We start from the raw sequence: 16,698 nt of genomic DNA, 5'->3' as shown, positions 1-16,698 counted from the left end.
CCTTGGCATCAGATGGCGCTGGCTGCCTCTGGCGCGGGGGCTTGGATGCTGTCGAGGAGCTGCCCGAACGTGATCTTTTCGTCCGCGGGGCCGTAGTCGAGTGCTTTGAGCAGGGCGTTCCAGCGATCCGGCTGGGTGCCGCACTGGGCGAGCAGATGAGGCAGGGCGAGGTGTGGTTCGGTGCGGTCGAGGACCTCGTCGGCGGGCAGCTGACGGAGGTGATCGAGCGTGTGGTGGCGGGAGTTGAGGATGGCCCGGTACACCTCTCGGTGCGTCCACAGGCCCTCGGTTTCGGGGGCGTTCAGCCAGGACTGCAGTACGGCGCCCGGGTCGGGGTGACGGTCGAGTTCGTCGTCGGTCAGCAGCCGTAGCACGGCCTCGTTGTCGTCGGCCGGGGCGAGGGCGGCCGCGGCCGTGCGGAGCCAGTCTGGGACGTCGCTTTGGTGGCCGACCCAGGCGAGTTCGAGCGGGTGCAGCACGGGGAGTGCCTCGGTGACGGCGGTGCGCGGAGTGTGCGGGTTGCCCGCGAGGGCGAGCAGCGCGGCGACGCGCCGGTGCTGGGAGTGCCACTCCAGGAGGCGGACCGGAGTGAGCACATCCGTGCCTTCGGTGACGCGGGACAGTCGGGGGCTGGGCGGACTGGAGACGACGGTGGGCTGTTCCAGCGAGGTGAGCAGGGCACAGGCCCTGGTCAGGTGCTGGGGGTTGGCACTGAGCCGGGCCAGGTCCTCCGCCACGGGGAGGGCCGTCTGCCGGGCGCTGTCGTTGCGCGGCCGCGTGAGCAGTCGGCCCCGCTGCACGCATTCGTCGGCTGCGGCGTGGAGCTGCTCGGCGGCAATGTCCACGAGGCCCGGGTTGTTGCGAACCCGTTCGGCGATGCGGTGGAGCCGGTGGCGGGCGGTCACGCTCGGCTTGGGCAGGTCGGCCATCTCCGGCAGGCACAGGGCGGGCAGGCAGGCCTGCAGCAGGGCGCTGTCGAGCGCCGGCCCAGGTTCCGGCCGTTCGGCGGGGTCTTCGTCCTGGGTGCCGCGGGTGAGGTAGTCGCCGCCCCACCCCATCAGGTTGCGGCGCGCTTCCACTTCGGCGTGGTCCAGCAGGAGGTGCTGGACGGCCATGCCGAGCGTCGGGTGTTCGAACAGGGCGGGCCACCGCGCGGGACAGGTGGCGAGGATGCTCCAGGGCGCGCCTTCGCCGAAGTCGTGCGGCAGCCCCAGGTCGGGGTGCTTGGCGATCTCCCACCCGTCGTGCTCGCCGGGGTTCTGGAGAAGGCGGGCGAACGGGCCGAGGGCGTACTCCAGCACCGCGTCGAGGAGGGTGGGCGGGAGGGGCGGGAACGGCTCGGCATCCGGGCGGTAGCGGCGGGGGTTCCACTCGCTGACGACACGCTCCAGCTCGTTGCTGTGGAAATGGCAGAGCAGGCCGATCGCGGCGTCGACCTGCGCAGGATCGCGGGCCAGGCCGATGACCAGGCCGGGCGTCGGGCGGTGGGTCCGCAGGATCGCGGGCAGGTCGGCCGCCGTGACCACGCCCTGGTCGGCGAGGTCGGCGAGTTGCTGGTCCTCGGCCCGCTGAAGGAGCTGTTCGCGCAGCGCGGGGTCGGCCGTGCGTCGCAGCAGGGCGGGCAGCGCTTCCGCGAAGGCCTTCTTCCGCCACTCTTCCCCACGGTTGTCCACGCCGTAGAAGGCACGGGAGGGCGTGCACAGCGCCTCGATCACTGCGGGCAGCGCCTCGTCCGGCAGCCCCTCCATGACGGCAAGCTGCTGCCACAGCGGGTACGTCCGGGCGTTCACCATGCTCGACACCTCCAAGGGTCCGACTCCGTGTGACCAGTTGGTCACTGCACTGCCTGAGGTGACGGTACGGGGCGACGGCGGCCCAACGGTCCGGAACCGCGCAATACGCCGCCACTGCGAGGGCGAAGAATCTCGCCGCAGCCCGCCCGCAATCGCGGCCTGGGACCATCGACCGCATGGGCAAGCACAGCCGTCCTGGACCGCCGAACCAGCTGTCGCGCGCTCTACCGTGCGTCGATGCCGACGACCCGCTCGCCGCCTACTCTCGCTGAGAAGGCGCAAGCTGATCTGCTCCTCGTACGGTCAGTGCTCCTCGGGCCGGTGCACGAGATCGCTCGGGTCGGTGTTGGCCCCGCACAGGACCACGCAGACCTTCTCGCCGTTGCCGGGCCGGTAGCTGCGGCCCCACGTCGACGGCCGGTCGTGCGTGTCGGGCCGGTGCTGGTCCGGCGAGGTGAGCGCCGCGAGGGCGGTTGCGGCTCCGTATTCCACGGCGATCCGGCGGTGGTACCACAGGCGTTGGCGCGCGCGGACGATCTCGCTGTCCGGCACGATCACGGAATGCGCCCGGTCCTGCTGGGCCGCGTGCAGGGCCATGGCGGACGTGCGGCGTGCGCCGAGGGAGTCGCCGGCGATCGAGTCAACGGGGACGTCCACCAGACGTTCGGCCTCGAGCGCGGCGTTCAGCGCGCGGCAGTTTTCCGGTTCCACGGCGATGGTGCGGATGCCGTGGTGCTGAGCAGCCGTGGCGACGCCGGCGAACAGGCCTCCGCCGCCGACTGCGACGAGTACGGTGTCCAGTCCGGGAATCTGCTGCAGGATCTCCTCCAGCAGCGTGCCGGCCCCGGCGGCGATGAGCGGATGGTCGTAGGCGTGCGAGGTAAGGGCGCCCGTGGAGGCGGCGAACTCCTCGCAGGCCGCGAGCGCTTCGGCGTACTCGGAGCCGACGAGCTGTACGTCCGCGCCGTAACCGCGGAGTTTGGCGACTTTCACCTGCGGCGCGTTGGCGGGTAGGAAGACGGTGGCCGGGATGCCTTGCTGCTGGGCGGCCCAGGCGCAGGCCAGTCCGGCGTTGCCGCCGGAGGCGATGGTCACCCCGGCCTCGGGGAGGGTTCCGGCGTCGCGGTGGGCCTGGATGAAGTTTTGCGCGCCACGGGCCTTGAAGGAGCCGGTGTGCTGCATGAACTCCAGCGCGAGCCACACCTCGCAGGGCTGTTCGGGCCGGTCGTCGAGGGGATCGCGGTGGCCGGTGCGAATGGCGCCGGGATCTACTCGGGCGAGGGTGACGGGCCGGATGCGTCCGGCGATCCGGTCCTGGGCGGTCTTGATATCGCCGTGGGTGAGGGCGTGCATCGTGTTGCTCCTGTCAAAGAGGGGTCAGGACCAGGCGATGAGCTGGCCGGTGGTGGTCAAGCCGAGGAAGAAGGCGAGGGCGATCCGGCGCCCGCCCGGGTTCGGCTCGACGCAGTGGAAGTGGCACCGAAGGGGGGCGGCAGTGGTCGCCCAACTGAGCCGGGCGGGGAAGGTGTTCGTCGTCCTTGCCGCCCACTGCACCGGGTGCGCCCGCTGCAAACCCGACCTTGACGCCCCGCGAACCAAGACCTGGCCGTGTCCGAGAGCCAGGGAGTTGTACCGCGTGTGGAAGCCTGCCTGGACGCGAGAGCGCCGACGTTGACGTTCCGCCACGCGGGCCCACCCAGCTCCGCTACCAGTCGGCCACCGGCCGCAGCACCACAGCATCGGAGGTGCGTGCGTACTCCCACCAGTACAGGTGATACGCCGCTTTCGGTTCGTAGAGCGGGTGGTGCGACCGCAAGGCACAGACGATCAGTTCGCTCTCTGCGGCACGGCCCGGCCACTCCTGCGAGGACGGTCCACCGCTGCGGTGCGGGTTCCTCGCCACCAGGCCAGTGACCCACTCAGTAGGCGCACCGTTGACATTCTCTTCCTCCAGGTCCAGGTCGCTGTGCGAGACGACGTAACCGACCACCTCCAGCGCAACCCTGTCCTGGAGGTGATGCTTGGCGACTGCCGGGCTGCTCAGCGGACGGAAGTAGCTGAACGCGGCGGCGTCGAACTGCTCGAACAGGTGCCGGATCGGCTGGAAGTCCACGGGGACGCCGGGCAGCTGGAACGACAGGTGACAGTCGTAGACCGACCGCGCCTCATGGACGGCAATGCTCCCGGTGAGCGTGTAGAAGCCGCCGCCCTGGCACGTGTCGAAGTAGGTGATCAGCTCGGTGTGGTGCGCGTCGTCCAGGCTCTCTTCGCGCTTCTTCCAGGCACGCAGCGCCTGAACGAACTCCCGCGCGCCGAAGCCATGCCAGTTCGCGCCGGACTGCTGGATGTTCCATTGCGGCTCGGCGCTGGTCCATCCCATCGAGTCCAGCCCGTGCAGCAGCTCCACGATGCCGGCCTCGTCGTACGGCCTGACCGGCACGTCGAGGGAGACGCCGCTGCCGCTGCCGAACGCCCAGTCCACGTCGGGCAGTTCCTGCACGAAGACGAATTCCCCGAACCCGCCGCCGGAGGTGACGTAGGGCAGCGGCTGCCTGGCGGCGTCGAGCAGCCGCACCTCCGCGCCCGGCAGGTCCGTGGCCAGTCGGCGCCGGCGCCGGGGCTTCGGGGCAGCGGCCAGGTGCACGCGGCCGTGGGTGATCAGCTCCTCCCGCTTCACCTGCAGGAGGCTGACCAGCGACCTCGGTGTGCTCAGGACCTGCGTCAGCTCGTCATCGCCGAACAGCAGGATCGGCCCCAGGTCCCGGCGCACCCGACTCCTCACCGACGGCGTGCGGTTCAACGTCTCGCCCAAGCTCGCGAACGCTGGCGGGGATGAAGACAAGCGCATTGCGGCGGATGCGCTGCGTGCCTTCGCGGACAGCGGCCAGGCCGTCTTCAAGTTCGTTGCCGAGCGGGAGTCGGATCTGGAGGAGATCCAGCTCCACGTCGACCGCTTTGGCCTCACCCCGGTGTACGTGATGCCGGAGGGCACCACCCCGGGGACCGTCATCGAACGCGCCCGCGTCCTCGCCGATCCCGTCATCGCCCGCGGATGGTCCATGACCACCCGCCTCCACATCCTGCTCTGGAAGAACGAGCGCGGCCGCTGACCCGGGCATGGCCGTCACCCTGTCCTGGAGCACCATCGAAAACCTCGCCGAGCCCTGATGAACCCGGTCAGTCGGCGGCGGCCGACGGCCCGGCGTCACGTGCGCTGCACGCCACACCGAGGTGAGAGATCGAGGCCCAAATGAGCCCGAACAGTACGTATTGGATGAACTACGCCATTAGCATCGCGCAAAGGGCGCAACAATCAGGTCGGCGGGTCGGCGTTGCGCTCGTTTCTGAACACGACGAGTTGATTTGCTCCGCCTTCGAGGGCGAAGGGCGCGGCGCATCCTGGTATCGCATTTTGCGGCGCAGAATTAAAGGACTCGGAACATCCAGCGCACACAGCGTATATCTGACGATCAACACCCTGTCAGCGGCCTGGTCGTTTGAGCTCGCCGAGCTCTTAAATGAACTGCGCATCGACAGGGTCTATATCGGTCTGCCAGACCCCGCCCTGACGAGTTACCTCGATGACGATCCCGTCACTGCACGAGGGCACGTATACCGCTTCCCCGACGATTTGCAGCGCGAGATACTCGAGCAGAACCGAGACTTCTACGCAGCGAGCGAGCAAAATATCGAGTGCAACCCCCACTACTCCACACATCGCATCAGTGAAGCCCTCTCCACCAGCCTAAGGTCGAGGGGGTTCGCGCTTTCCAGGAGTGATGTCAATGCGAACAGGGGCAGGGTCGCGCTCGCTTCTCTAATCTGCCAGAGGTATGGGATTGAGTACAAGGAGGCTGATCGCGCCGTAAACGACGCACTGTCCGAAGCCTTTGACGCGAAGTACGGCACCTATGACTACGCGTACGACGCTCGTGCCGCCAACTTGAGGTGGACCGACGACTTCATGTCGGTTTACAGGAGGTCGTCCACAAGGCCTCTGTCTACCGTCAACATCCTCAACGTCGGCGTCGGAGCTGGCTACGAAGCAGCAGCTCTGTTTTCAGATTGCCCGCAGATCACCTTTGTTGACATCGCGGAACGTGGCCTTGCAAATATAAGCGGACGCATTCCCTCGTCGAGAACCGTCGTCTCCAGCGCCGAAGACCTGTCTGCCCTATCGGAAAACAGTTACGATCTGTATGTCTCCTTGAGAACGTACAACTCATCGTTCTTCGATACGTCCGCAGCGGCCTCAGAGGCGCACAGAGTACTGAAACCCGGCGCGGTGATAATCGTCTCCGTAGCCAACGGATTTCTGTATACTCAGCGGGGCTGCGTAGTGCCAGGACTGATCATCCCCGGAACTGACTTCGTCGACCTCTATCGCGGGATGGACACAGCCAATCTGATTGGCGCGGAGCTCGACCGTGCCGGATTCAAAGATATCCGAATATTCCCAACAAGCACCGAGATTTACCTGTCGGCTGTCACCGCCTAACGTTTCCACCGCCCCTCCAGCCGACCACGTTCGCGACGCCCCATCAGTTCCGCGGGAAGGCTGAATCGCAGACGGCCGGGGGCGACCGGACTGTCCAGAGTGACCAGCGCGAAGGAAGGACTTCTGCAATGAACGGGCGAACGACTGTTGCCCATCGGATCCTGCAGTTCAACGCGGAACTTGCGGAAACGACGCTTGAACTGCCTCCCGGATTCACGGTAATCAACCCGTTCAGCGGCCCCCAGAAGGAGCGTGTCAGGGAGGTGACGACTGCGTTCTACCACAAGTACTACGACGACGATAAGCCGCGCCGTCTGGTACTGGGTAGCTCGCCCGCCCGGCGCGGCACGGCCGTGACAGGGGTCCCGTTCGAAGATGCCCAGCTCCTCGAAAGCGAAACGGGAGTCGATGTCGACGGCTATGCGGTGAGCCGGCCTTCCGCCGGGTTTCTGCACGACGTCATCAGGCGCTACGGGGGCCGCGACGAGTTCTATGCCGACTTCGTCATGAGTTTTGTGTGCCCTCTCGGCCTGGTGAGAAGGAGCCCCAAGGGAAAAGAGGTCAACTGCAACTACTACGAGAACAAGAAGCTGCTGGAGCTCCTGCACTCTTTCCTCGTGGACGCCCTGGAACGCCAGCTGGCATTCGGAACTGACACGTCGGTGTGCTACTGCATCGGCAGTGGCGAGAACTTCAGATTCCTCTCGAAGGTAAACGAGGATGAGCGCTTCTTCCAAAGGATCGTGCCCTTGGATCACCCGCGTTTCATCACTCAATACAATCGGGACAGAGAGGAAGAATTCGCCGAAAAGTTCCTCAGCGCCTTCCGTGAGCAACGCGATTAGTTGCGGCGTCCTCCGGAACGCTTGCCAACTCAGCTGATTCGACGAAGGCCGTAGGCTCCCAACGCGCTGGAACGAGCAGGAGAACAGTACATTGGCGACAGAAGGCAGGGTCCTGGTCCACTTCGACTCGGAACGCGTGAGCGTTTACCGCTCCCAGAGCGGCGAGTTGAAACTACTCAAAAGGGAGCGGCTCGCGTTCGAAGACAGCCGCGCCCACGAGGTGCTGGCAGACAGAGTCGGCGAGTTCTGCGCCGGACTCACGGAGTTCAACGAGGTCGTCGACAACAAGACAACGCGCCTGTACGCCACCGGGGTATTTCAGCAGCTCCCGCAGCCGGAAGCGGCCGCACTGGTCAACAGCGTCTATGTCGACACCGGCCTCTATTTCAACATAGTCGGGCCTGAACTGGAGCGGTTCTACCGGGAAGCGGGCATGTCCGCGTGCGGATCGAACGGCATGATGGAGGGCCTGATCCGGCGGGAATTCCGGAATGCTGTTGTCTGCGGCAGCTTCCAGCAATCTCTGGGGTATATCGAGGACACCATCGTCCGTCTGCGCGAGAGCGGCACCGTCGCGCTGAGCCCTCGGAGCACAAGGATCAAGCCGGAAACCGCGGGCACCGACTTCATCCTCTTCGACTACCAGGATCTGCTGAAGAACGAACGCGACACGTGGCGGCACAAGTACGTGCACATGGACGCGTTCAGGCAAGCCGACGCTGTTGTCGTATGCAACCCCGGCGGTCTCGTCGGAAACGGCACAATGTTCGAGCTCGGCTTCATGTCCGCGCTTTCCAAGAGGTTCATCTTCACGGAGGAGCCCCAGGGCGTTTCAGTCCTGTTCCCCTGTGAGGTCGGCCTGGAGTTCTGAGCACACCCGCTGAGGGCCGCGGTATCCCACCCCGTTCTTGCATCCCCGACCGGAACAAATCGGCGTTTCAGCGAACGGCACAGGGCCGGAAGCAGGTCTCCGGCTCATCCTCGCTCTCTGTCCACCCAGATCTCACTTCTCGGCTACGACGATACCGAAAGGACCCTCACCGGTGCGCGATGCAGAACCCATCGACATAGTGCGCGACAGGCTGCGAGAGATCGTGGCGTCTGTCCTTGAAGTGGAAAAGGAAGACATCGAGTCCGGTGCCCTGTTCTATGAGGAACTCGGCATCAGCTCCTTGGAAAAGGTTGCGATCGCGGCCGCGATCGAGCGCGAGTTCGGAGCCCTGTCCGCTGAGGAAGCGGCAGCCCTCACCAGCCTGGACGCCGCGGTGTCCGTGCTCAGCGAGCGGGCGACAAGCCCCCAGAGTGTCGACCTGATCGACCGCCTGGTGGCGGGGCATGTCTCCGCCGGCCGGGGCGAAAGGACCAGCTACCTCGACCCCCAGGCGGGGGAGATCACGTACGCCGGCCTCCTGGAGGCAGCACGCGGGTACGCGGGCGCCCTCAGGGCAGCAGGAGTGCCTGAGGGCGCCCGCGGCCTCCTGGTCGCCGACGATTCCGTGGCGACCGTGGTCGCCGTCCTCGGCCTGTGGTGGCACGGTTGTGTCCCCGTGGTGATCAGCCCGGTGCTCACGGACGACGAAGTCCGCTACATCGCCGGAGACTGCGCCGCCGCGACGCACACTGCGATATGTGGCAGTGGGCGGGGTCCTTGCGACCTTTGCTGGGACGGGGCGCACGGGGACTCTCCTGGGGGCGAACGTGATGATCGGTCGGCTGTGGTCAGGCAACGCAGGCGGTGTTGGCGTCGGGCTGAATGTGGAAGCCCCCGCGTTCTTCGACCAGTTGGAGTCGCCGGTGGAAGTCCTCGACGGCTTCGGCCAGGACTGGCGCGGTCGCGCCGGGCAGTCCGTCGGATGCGCCGTATACGGACGGGCTGTACAGGGCGTCGGCTTCGATGGCCGGACGGGTGACGCCCGCGTCGCTTTGCATCGCGCGCCGCAGCGGGCGGTTGGTGATCTGGCTGGTAGGAAGGCATGCGGTGCTGACGCGGGCCCTCGTGGAGGAAGAGGTGGTGGCGGCTGCGGACCTGTTCGGTGCGGACTGCCCGCCAGGCGGCGCCCCACTCGCGGGTGTGGAAGGGGGCGGCGGCGCGCCGCTCGGCGGGAAGTGCGACCGAGGAGTGCCACGTGCTCGTCACCGCACGGGAGTTGGGGTGCAGGACGGTCATGCGCTCGTAGCGAGGGCGGTCGGGCGTGTGACGGCGGGCGGCGGGGGAAGCCGGCGGGCGAGTGCGGCCGGGTCGCCGGGGTAGTGCAGGGCCTGCATGCCGAGCTGCTCGGCGGCTTCGACGTTGTCCAGCCGGTCGTCGACGAACAGGGTCTTTGAGGGGTGGGGCATTCCGGCGGCCTCGAGCGCGGCCTCGTAGGCCCGTTTGTGGGGCTTGTTCACTCCGATACGGGCGGAGTAGACGGTCCGGCTGAACAAGGTGGCGCACCACTCGGCGTCGTCGAGGGCGTTTGCCAGCGGTTTGGGCGCGTTGGACAGGAGTACGAGACGCAGCCCGGTGGCGTGGGCTGTGTGCAGGAGGTCCAGCACGGCGGGGTCCGTGGCGGTCCACATGTCGATGTCGGCGCGTGCGAGAGCGGCCAGGAGGGTGCTGCCCACAGGTGCGGTGCGCCCGTTGCGCAGCAGTCCGCTCCAGAACGTGTGGGTGAGGGCGACGCCCTGGTCGTAGGGCTCCCGCCGCTGCCAGAACGCCTGTTGGAAGGCGTGGGTCTCGTGGGGGTGCCAGCCCGCGAGTTCGGCGAGCCGGGCCCACTGGGCCGGGCCGGGCTGGCGGCCGATGACGCCGTTGTAGTCGAGGATCACGGCCTCGAGGTCGGCGCCGCTGGGGGTGGTGGGCTGGGAAGAGGTCAACGGAACTCCAGGGCTCGGTGGGAGACGACAGCGACGGTCGCGGTCAGGACGACGAGCAGGGCCAGCGCGGTGGTCAGGCTGGTGAGCGAGGCGATCGCCCCGATGGCGGCCGGTCCGGCAAGCAGGCCGAGGTAGCCGATGGTGGCGACGGTGCCCACCGCGCGTGGTCCTCCCCGTCCGGCGGCTGTGATGAGGGCCGGCATGGCCGTGGACAGGCCGGCTCCGAGGGCCATCCAGCCGAGCAGGGTGGCCGGGGCGCTGCCGGCGATCAGTGCAGCGCCGAGTCCGGCGGCGGCCAGGGTGGCCCCGGCGCTTAGCAGGGCGGGTGCTCCGTAACGGCCGGTCAGCCGGTCACCGGTGAGCCGGCCCGCGGCCATGGCGGCGCTGTAGAGGGCGTAGGCGGCCGCCGCTGTTGCCTCGGAACTGTGGAGGGAATGAAGGTGCACTGCCGACCAGTCGGCGGCGGTACCCTCGGCCAGCAGGCACGCAGCGGCCAGGGCACCGAGCAGCCACACCGAGGCGTGGGAGGTCTGCGCCGGCTTTGCCTCGTCCGGAACCGCTTCGGGACGCTCGGGTGCGTGGTCGAGGGAGGTTGCCGTTCGTACGGCCGGAACGGCGGTGACAGCAGCGAGCACCGTGAGGGCACCGACCATCGCGAACAGCACCGCGTGGGACATCCAGGTGGTCACGGCTGCAAGCGCGGCCCCGCACAGAGCACCGATCGAGTAGGCGGCGTGCAGCCCGGACATGATCGACCGCTGGAAGGCGATCTCGCAGTGAACGGCAGAGACGTTGCAGCCGACGTCAAGCAGCCCGTGTGCGAGGCCGAAGACGACGGCAGCCCCGATCAGAGTCGGCAGCGTGCGGCACTGGCCGAGGAGAGCCAGGGCTAGGCCGAAGACGACGGCGGGGACGACCAGCAGTCGGGAGGGACCGTGCCGGTCGGCCAGACGCCCGCCGAGCTGGAGTCCGGCAACCATACCGGCTGCAGCGCCGAGAAGAACGAGGGACAGATGGCCCGTCCCAAGGTTGGCCACCCTCTGCACTGAGGGCATCCTCGTGCCCCACACCGCCATGACGAGGCCCATCACGACGAAGACACCGAGCAGCAGCCGCCGGTCGCCCGTCGGCGGTGCGGACTGCTCGGCCGGAGCGATCGCGGTCATCGGCCCGCCCCCGCTGCGGGCGTGGGCAGGACTGTCGAAACGGGAGCCCGTCTGGGCGCTGCTGCCCCCCGAGTTGGGGCGCGTGGTGCTGTGTCTCATGGTCCGGTTCTCCGATGCGGCGGTCAGGTAGCGACGGGGACGGGGGTGGCGGTCACACGGGAGGCCGTGCGGCGGTGGGTGAGGCCAGCGAGCGGCACACACAGGGCTGCGCCCGTGGCACCGGCGGCAAGGGCGGTAAGCGCGGCGAGAACCCCAACGCCCGAGTTCAGGGACACGGCCGCGAGAACCGGGGCGATGATCACGGCGACGGCGAGGGTTGAACCCCAGATCCCGGCGTACAGACCGCGGGCGTGAACGGGCGAGATCTTGGTGACGATGTCGTTGGCCGCGATGAAGAAGACGATCTCCCCGGGGACGGCGGCCGCCACGGCGAGGCTGTAGCCGGCTGTGGTGTCGGCGAGGCCTGCGCTGCCCATGCCCGCGCCCAGCAGGAGCGAGCCGACGGCGAGCAGGCCGGTGACCGGCTGGGGCCCGTCGCAGCGGCGCCGCAGCCACGGGTTGAGGAGCGGGGTGAGCACGACGACGGCGCCGGCGTTGGCGACCTGTGTCCATCCGTAGGCGTCGGCGGCGAGCCCGTCGTCCTCCATCAGCAGTGGCAGCGTGGTGAACATGCCAGCAGCGCAGGTCAGGGCGGCCACGCTGGCCATCCACAGCAGCCACAGGCGGGCGTCGCGCACGGCCGAGCGCAGCGGGGTGCGCGCGGCGGGCTCGCTGGGGCGGGCGGAGGCGGCCGGGGTGTCGTCGTCGAGGTAGCGGTGGGCGAGCAGGGCACAGGCCGCGCAGGCGGCGGCGTTGAACCAGAACAGCGCCGGGAAGCCGAGCTGTCCGGCCAGCATGCCTCCGGCCGCGCCTTGATCGCCGCGCCGATGTTCACGGCCCCGTGGCGCCAGCCGTTGACGGCGGCTCGCTGTCCGTCGTCGGTGATGAGGTCGGCGATGGCCGCGGAGACGACCGGCCTGGGCGCGTCGTACACGATGCCAGCGATCAGGGCTCCGGTACACACGGCGGCGAATGCGTGCGCCTGGGACATCACGGGCAGGCAGACGGCGGCTGTGAGCATGGCGGCCACGAGGGTCCGGCGCCGGCCGAGCCGGTCGGCGGCCCAGCCGGTGAGCAGTTGGCCGACGAGCCATCCGATGCCGAAGACCGCGAGGGCCTGGCCGACGGCGGCCGTGGTGTAGCCGAGGTCCTTGAGGTGATAGCTGAGGAAGGGATAGGCGAAGCCGAAGCCGCGCGCTACCAGGGTGATGACGAGCAGTGCCCAGATCGCCCGCGGCCAGGGCCGCGGTCGGGACGGCTCGGCGGCCTTGTCGGTGGAGATGGGCATGGTGGTGGCTGACACAGACGCTCCAGGGAAAGCAGGGGCGAGACGTTCCTGATGGGGCGGCCGGCGTCAGCTGGTTCGGGCGCCGGACGGGAAGGGTGGAGTGGGTGGGTGCGTCGCCGTGGGCGGACGACGCCCCCACTGAGCAGCCGGGCCCGCGCCCGCGCCGGAAGGACGCGGGGATGTCGCCCCAGGGGGGTGGGAGCGGGGGGCCGGGCTGCGCCTGGTGCCGGCCGACGGAGGACGCTCCGTCCGGTCGGGGAGTTCAGTGCGGCTACACGGTCGGGGAAGCGCTGAAGTTCGTGTTGCGGTAGCCCTTGCCGTCGTTGTTCCAGTCCAGCTGGATGACCCCGTCGGCCAGGTATCGGCCCGAACCGGCCTTGTACTTGACCGTCCCGGTCCTGTAGCTGCCGTTTCCGGCGACGTTGCCGTGCTCGAGCTTGTACTCGAGGCCGGTATAGTTCGCCCACTTCACGACGGGGTCGGCCCCGGCGACCGACTTCTTGACCTGGAGGTGGAACCGGGCTCCATCAAGGGTCTCGGTCATGTTGACGTACGAGACGGGGCCCTCGAACTTCACGTTGGCGTAGGCGTAGATGTAGCCCCCGGAGCGCTTGGCGCACAGTGTGACGTCGAAGTTGTAGTTGTCGGCCCACGGCCCGGAGTAGGCCGGATTGTCGACCGAGGCGCTGCTGGTAGTGCAGCGGTAGTCCGCGGCGGAGGCCGTGGTGGCGGTGGCGAGCGTGGTGCCGGTGAGGGCTCCGGCAGCGAGCAGGGTTATGGCGGTGCGCTTGAACGCGGACATGCAGGTGTTTCCTCCGGATCATGATGGAGTGGCGGGCCGAACGGGGCCGGGCCAGCAAGGGGGGTGGGGAGCGGCCTGTGCGTTCTCGCCGCTCGTGTCCTACGGCGGCGCTTTGACCTGTGGCTTCTCGCGGTGTCTCAGGCCGTGTCCCGGGAACGGTCACCGATGACAGATCTCCGACCTACAAGATCAGCAGCCCCGCGTGTTCTTGGGCGCGAGCTTCTTGACGTAGACCCAGCTGACCCAGCCGACGGTGTTCTTCGGGGTGCACGGCTTGGGTTGCGCCAGCGATCTTTCGATCGGCCTCAGCGCCAACGGCCAAGGCACCACCTCCGGGACTACCTCTCCCGGAGGTGGTACCCGTTGACCCATCCCCACTTGCCTGCGTTGGCCCCGCTGAGGACCTTGCCGTAGAACCACACGTGGTTCTTGGCGCTGCACAGCGGGTCGAAGCGAGTGCCCTTCGTGAGGAGGCCCTTGGAGTAGTAGGACGTCGACGGCCCGTTGCGGAGATTGACGTTGGTGGAGGCCTTGGACACGGGGGAGTAGACGGGGCGGTAGTCGCAAGCAGATGAACCGACCGCGGATGCGGGCGACGCGGCCATGACGGCTCCACCGAGTATCAAGGTGGCAGCGACGGTCACGGCCGCAGCACGCGATGTCAACTTCATGACCAGGTCCTTTCGTTGGTGGATTCAGGTGGTTCAGGACGAGGACCGGCGTGGCAGCCTGCTTTGTCCGGCCCGATGAGTGCGCTGCTGCAGAGCTCGTGATCGCTGTGCGGTATCGGACTGGGGCGCGCTCCAAAGGCCTCGCGCGCCAGCAGCCCGTAGCCGCGTCGTTGCCCGACACGTGTCCGGCCAGCGCGGAACGCTCTGATCAGGGGACTCCCGAGTGCGGTGTCGGAACCGGCACCGCGCCGACAGTGGGATCAGGATTCGGGCACGCGGCCACGGGGCCTGTCCGGTCAGCCGGCCAGCTGGTAGAGGCCGTCGTCGCGCACCCAGCCTCGGGTGCCCTTGGGGATGCCGGACTTGGAGCGCTGGGTGAGCTGGCTGTAGTCCCAGTTGCCGCGGCTGCACATCACGGTCAGCTTGTCGCCGCGGTAGAGGTAGCCCTTGCTGGCGTAGGTGGTGCCTGGGCCGGTGCGGTAGTTCCAGCCGTTCTTGGCCACGGTGGCGCGGTAGTCAGGCCAGTTGCGGGTGCACTTGCTGTGCTCGCCGACGGCGTGCGCGGCCGGGGCGGTTGTCACGGTCAGGGTGGCAGCGGCCGCGAGTGCGAGGGCGGCGGGCGCAACCGAGCGGAGGGCGAGATTGCGGATCATCGGGAACCGACCTTCCGAAAGGGAGGAGGGGGCAGGGTGTTGCCCCGGCCCGGCCAGGGCGTAGCCACTGGCGGGCGGGGCCCCTGCGGCAGGACTGCGGCGTGAGGCCGCCGTATCGGGCAAGGGAGGAGGCGCGTCCGGTGCTGGGCGCAGGGGACGGGCAGACCGGCTGCGGCACGCGCGTGGGTGCCGTTGGGCCCAACTCCAGTCAGACGTGGTCTAGTTGGGGATCGGCGGTGTGGGCGCGGGGTTGGTGCCGTAGGGGTTGGCGCACTGGTAGACCATGTAGCCGCGGACCTTCTTGCCGTCGCTCTTCCGCGTGACCGTTCCGCGGGTGTACCACTGCTTCTCGGCGCGCTTGTAGGCTCACTGGTCGTAGGCGACCTTGTCGCCCCGGTAGCCGATTCCCACCACCGTGGCGGTCTTCGACGGGGCCTTGCGGATCTTGACCGCGCTGCAGCTGATCTTCGTGTGGCCGGTGTCGGCTGCCTCCGCCGCCGAGGTGGTGGCCAGGCCGCCGGTGGCGATGGCCAAGCCGATCGTCGTGGACACGAGGGTGCGCTTGACGCGCTGGGTTATCACAAGGGACTCCTTGGAGTGGAGGGAAGCACGGACGGTGGGCATGGCTGTCCGAGGCGCCGGCGGTTCTATGCGGCCTTCCTCCGGCGTGCGACCGAGGCCTGAGTTGTCGTCATGGCGTCGCGCCGCAAGGCGATGGATGCAGCGGCATCGGCTCCGACCTGAATGGCCTCCATGGGAATCGGGCGAAGCGAGACTGCGCGAGACGCAGCGGTGGAGACTCGCACTCGACTCGGCGAGGAGGCATGCTCGGTCACGACCGCGCCGCAATCAGCGGAAGAGTCGCGCCCGAACATGTGTTGCCCGCCTTGTATAGAGTGAACCGAACGTCTATTGTCATCCTATCGAATCATAAGTCCGAATTCTATTCAATGGGCAGTCGACTGCGACTCAATGAACGCCACTGCGCGGGACATGTGCAGAACTGGCTGCGACTACAAGACCGACCTGAGCTTCTTCGCCAAGCTGCGCCTCTTGTCGCACCCGCCCTCGGCCCGAGGGAACGCGGAGACTGCGACTCCCGGAATCTCTCGTGCGTCTATGCGGCGACGATCAGGGCAATGCGACAACCCACCCGGGGGCCGCGCCGAGCGCGCCTATGATCGACGCATGCCGTCGTCCCTTCCCACGTCCCTTGCTGTGTCCGACGCCATCACCCACTACCGCCAGCTGCGCGAGCTGACCATCGACGAGCTGGCCTATGTGCTCCGGATGCTCGATCACCCGATCTCGACCGACGCCCTCGCGGAGATGGAGCGATGCGCTCGCCCCGTGACCGTCGACGACCTCGTCGCGATCGCCTACGCGCTCGACACGACCCCCGCGGTGCTGCTGTCGCACATCCCCATCGACATGCCGGAACCCGAGGGGCCCCTGGCCACCGGGCTCCCCGGCGACGTCGACCAGGCCGAGCTCCGCGCCTGGCTCGAAGGAAAGACCACACTCGACCGCGAGTCGCGGGTGAACTGGTGGAAAGAGCGGGTCGCCCGCCTCAGGGTCCGGTCGGCGCACCACGAAGAACAGCTACAGGGCGCGTACGCGGAGCTGCGCGAGCTCGGTGACCTGGCGCTCCAGGAAGCAGACGCCCCGCCGGTGCAGCGTCTTCAGTGGCGCATTCAGGACGGCGAGCATGCGCTCAATCAGTCCGAGGTTGCGCTGGCGCTGACTGAGCATCGACTCGGCAACCTCCGAGAAGAGGCCTGACAGCTGAGTCCTGGCAAGTCAAAGGCGCCTATCCATAGGCGCCTTTGACTGGTCTTCTGTCGTTAGGTGGTACATCTGGTACATCAATCTGCAATACTGCTAGTGGACTTGTGAATACCTTCGCAAGCGCTGATGTACGAGAAGAAGGCTCGAAAGTCGGTCAGGTGCTCCTCAAGGGGGCCGGCTTCGGCTCCCGGGCGTGGTCGGGAGCCGGGTCTCGGGGATGCAGTGTGGAAGTGTGGAGC

The 16,698-nt window shown here is 67.9% G+C and carries 18 protein-coding genes and 2 pseudogenes; 6 read left to right on the top strand and 14 right to left on the bottom strand.

Annotation, left to right across the window (positions count from 1 at the left end):
- Positions 1–8 precede the first annotated feature (8 nt).
- The 4 genes from QCN29_RS15280 to QCN29_RS15265 all read right to left on the bottom strand — a co-directional run bounded on the left by QCN29_RS15280 (position 9) and on the right by QCN29_RS15265 (position 4,563).
- Positions 9–1,793, bottom strand: coding sequence for a hypothetical protein (locus tag QCN29_RS15280; RefSeq protein ID WP_279928565.1), 1,785 nt, complete (start codon positions 1,791–1,793; stop codon positions 9–11).
- A gap of 303 nt (positions 1,794–2,096) precedes the next feature.
- Complete coding sequence (locus QCN29_RS15275; protein WP_279928564.1) at positions 2,097–3,146, bottom strand: threonine/serine dehydratase; 1,050 nt, start codon at positions 3,144–3,146, stop codon at positions 2,097–2,099.
- A 24-nt stretch (positions 3,147–3,170) separates the two neighbouring features.
- On the bottom strand, positions 3,171–3,365 hold the full coding sequence (locus QCN29_RS15270; protein WP_279928561.1) for a hypothetical protein: 195 nt from the start codon (positions 3,363–3,365) through the stop codon (positions 3,171–3,173).
- Between the two features lie 133 nt (positions 3,366–3,498).
- Positions 3,499–4,563, bottom strand: a complete 1,065-nt coding sequence (locus QCN29_RS15265; protein ID WP_279928559.1) for a hypothetical protein — start codon at positions 4,561–4,563, stop codon at positions 3,499–3,501.
- Positions 4,564–4,582: 19 nt separating this feature from the next.
- Here QCN29_RS15265 and QCN29_RS15260 point away from each other — a divergent pair, with 19 nt between their 5' ends.
- The 5 genes and pseudogenes from QCN29_RS15260 to QCN29_RS15240 form a co-directional block, all read left to right on the top strand.
- Complete coding sequence (locus tag QCN29_RS15260; protein WP_279928557.1) at positions 4,583–4,903, top strand: hypothetical protein; 321 nt, start codon at positions 4,583–4,585, stop codon at positions 4,901–4,903.
- A gap of 164 nt (positions 4,904–5,067) precedes the next feature.
- Positions 5,068–6,291: a class I SAM-dependent methyltransferase gene (locus QCN29_RS15255; RefSeq protein WP_279928555.1), complete on the top strand. Its 1,224-nt coding sequence runs from the start codon at positions 5,068–5,070 to the stop codon at positions 6,289–6,291.
- 128 nt (positions 6,292–6,419) lie between these two features.
- Entirely contained in the window at positions 6,420–7,136 is a 717-nt protein-coding gene (locus tag QCN29_RS15250) for a uracil-DNA glycosylase family protein (RefSeq protein WP_279928553.1), read from the top strand.
- A gap of 136 nt (positions 7,137–7,272) precedes the next feature.
- Entirely contained in the window at positions 7,273–8,007 is a 735-nt protein-coding gene (locus QCN29_RS15245; protein WP_279928552.1) for a hypothetical protein, read from the top strand.
- A gap of 172 nt (positions 8,008–8,179) precedes the next feature.
- Positions 8,180–8,740 (top strand): annotated as a pseudogene (locus QCN29_RS15240) (AMP-binding protein); the annotation flags it as partial.
- Between the two features lie 115 nt (positions 8,741–8,855).
- Here the strand turns inward: QCN29_RS15240 and QCN29_RS15235 are convergent.
- From QCN29_RS15235 to QCN29_RS15190, 10 genes and pseudogenes are all read right to left on the bottom strand, one after another.
- The gene (locus tag QCN29_RS15235; RefSeq protein WP_279928634.1) at positions 8,856–9,065 is read right to left on the bottom strand and encodes a hypothetical protein; all 210 of its coding nucleotides are present in this window, start codon (positions 9,063–9,065) and stop codon (positions 8,856–8,858) included.
- A 234-nt stretch (positions 9,066–9,299) separates the two neighbouring features.
- Positions 9,300–9,992 carry an HAD family hydrolase gene (locus QCN29_RS15230; protein ID WP_279928550.1) on the bottom strand — a complete coding sequence of 231 codons (693 nt, stop codon included), beginning with the start codon at positions 9,990–9,992 and terminating at the stop codon, positions 9,300–9,302.
- Complete coding sequence (locus QCN29_RS15225; protein WP_279928625.1) at positions 9,989–11,158, bottom strand: MFS transporter; 1,170 nt, start codon at positions 11,156–11,158, stop codon at positions 9,989–9,991. Before QCN29_RS15225 ends, QCN29_RS15230 begins: the two co-directional genes overlap by 4 nt.
- 122 nt (positions 11,159–11,280) lie before the next feature.
- On the bottom strand, positions 11,281–12,054 hold the full coding sequence (locus QCN29_RS15220; RefSeq protein WP_279928549.1) for an MFS transporter: 774 nt from the start codon (positions 12,052–12,054) through the stop codon (positions 11,281–11,283).
- Between the two features lie 77 nt (positions 12,055–12,131).
- Positions 12,132–12,545 (bottom strand): annotated as a pseudogene (locus tag QCN29_RS15215) (MFS transporter); the annotation flags it as partial.
- 271 nt (positions 12,546–12,816) lie between these two features.
- The gene (locus QCN29_RS15210; protein ID WP_279928548.1) at positions 12,817–13,347 is read right to left on the bottom strand and encodes a hypothetical protein; all 531 of its coding nucleotides are present in this window, start codon (positions 13,345–13,347) and stop codon (positions 12,817–12,819) included.
- A gap of 189 nt (positions 13,348–13,536) precedes the next feature.
- Entirely contained in the window at positions 13,537–13,662 is a 126-nt protein-coding gene (locus QCN29_RS15205) for a hypothetical protein (protein WP_279928546.1), read from the bottom strand.
- Positions 13,663–13,685: 23 nt separating this feature from the next.
- Positions 13,686–14,018: an SH3 domain-containing protein gene (locus QCN29_RS15200; protein ID WP_279928544.1), complete on the bottom strand. Its 333-nt coding sequence runs from the start codon at positions 14,016–14,018 to the stop codon at positions 13,686–13,688.
- A 296-nt stretch (positions 14,019–14,314) separates the two neighbouring features.
- Positions 14,315–14,671, bottom strand: coding sequence for an SH3 domain-containing protein (locus tag QCN29_RS15195; RefSeq protein WP_279928543.1), 357 nt, complete (start codon positions 14,669–14,671; stop codon positions 14,315–14,317).
- 366 nt (positions 14,672–15,037) lie between these two features.
- On the bottom strand, positions 15,038–15,253 hold the full coding sequence (locus tag QCN29_RS15190; protein WP_279928542.1) for a hypothetical protein: 216 nt from the start codon (positions 15,251–15,253) through the stop codon (positions 15,038–15,040).
- 606 nt (positions 15,254–15,859) lie between these two features.
- On the opposite strand from QCN29_RS15190, the gene QCN29_RS15185 reads away from it, so the two are divergent.
- Positions 15,860–16,453, top strand: coding sequence for a DNA-binding protein (locus QCN29_RS15185; RefSeq protein WP_279928541.1), 594 nt, complete (start codon positions 15,860–15,862; stop codon positions 16,451–16,453).
- The last annotated feature ends 245 nt before the right edge of the window (positions 16,454–16,698 follow it).

The organism is Streptomyces chengmaiensis (assembly GCF_029846775.1).
GTDB classification, from domain to species: Bacteria; Actinomycetota; Actinomycetes; order Streptomycetales; family Streptomycetaceae; genus Streptomyces; species Streptomyces chengmaiensis.
The sequence above is the reverse complement of the archived record's forward strand: the minus strand, read 5'-3'. Positions and strand labels throughout refer to the sequence as shown.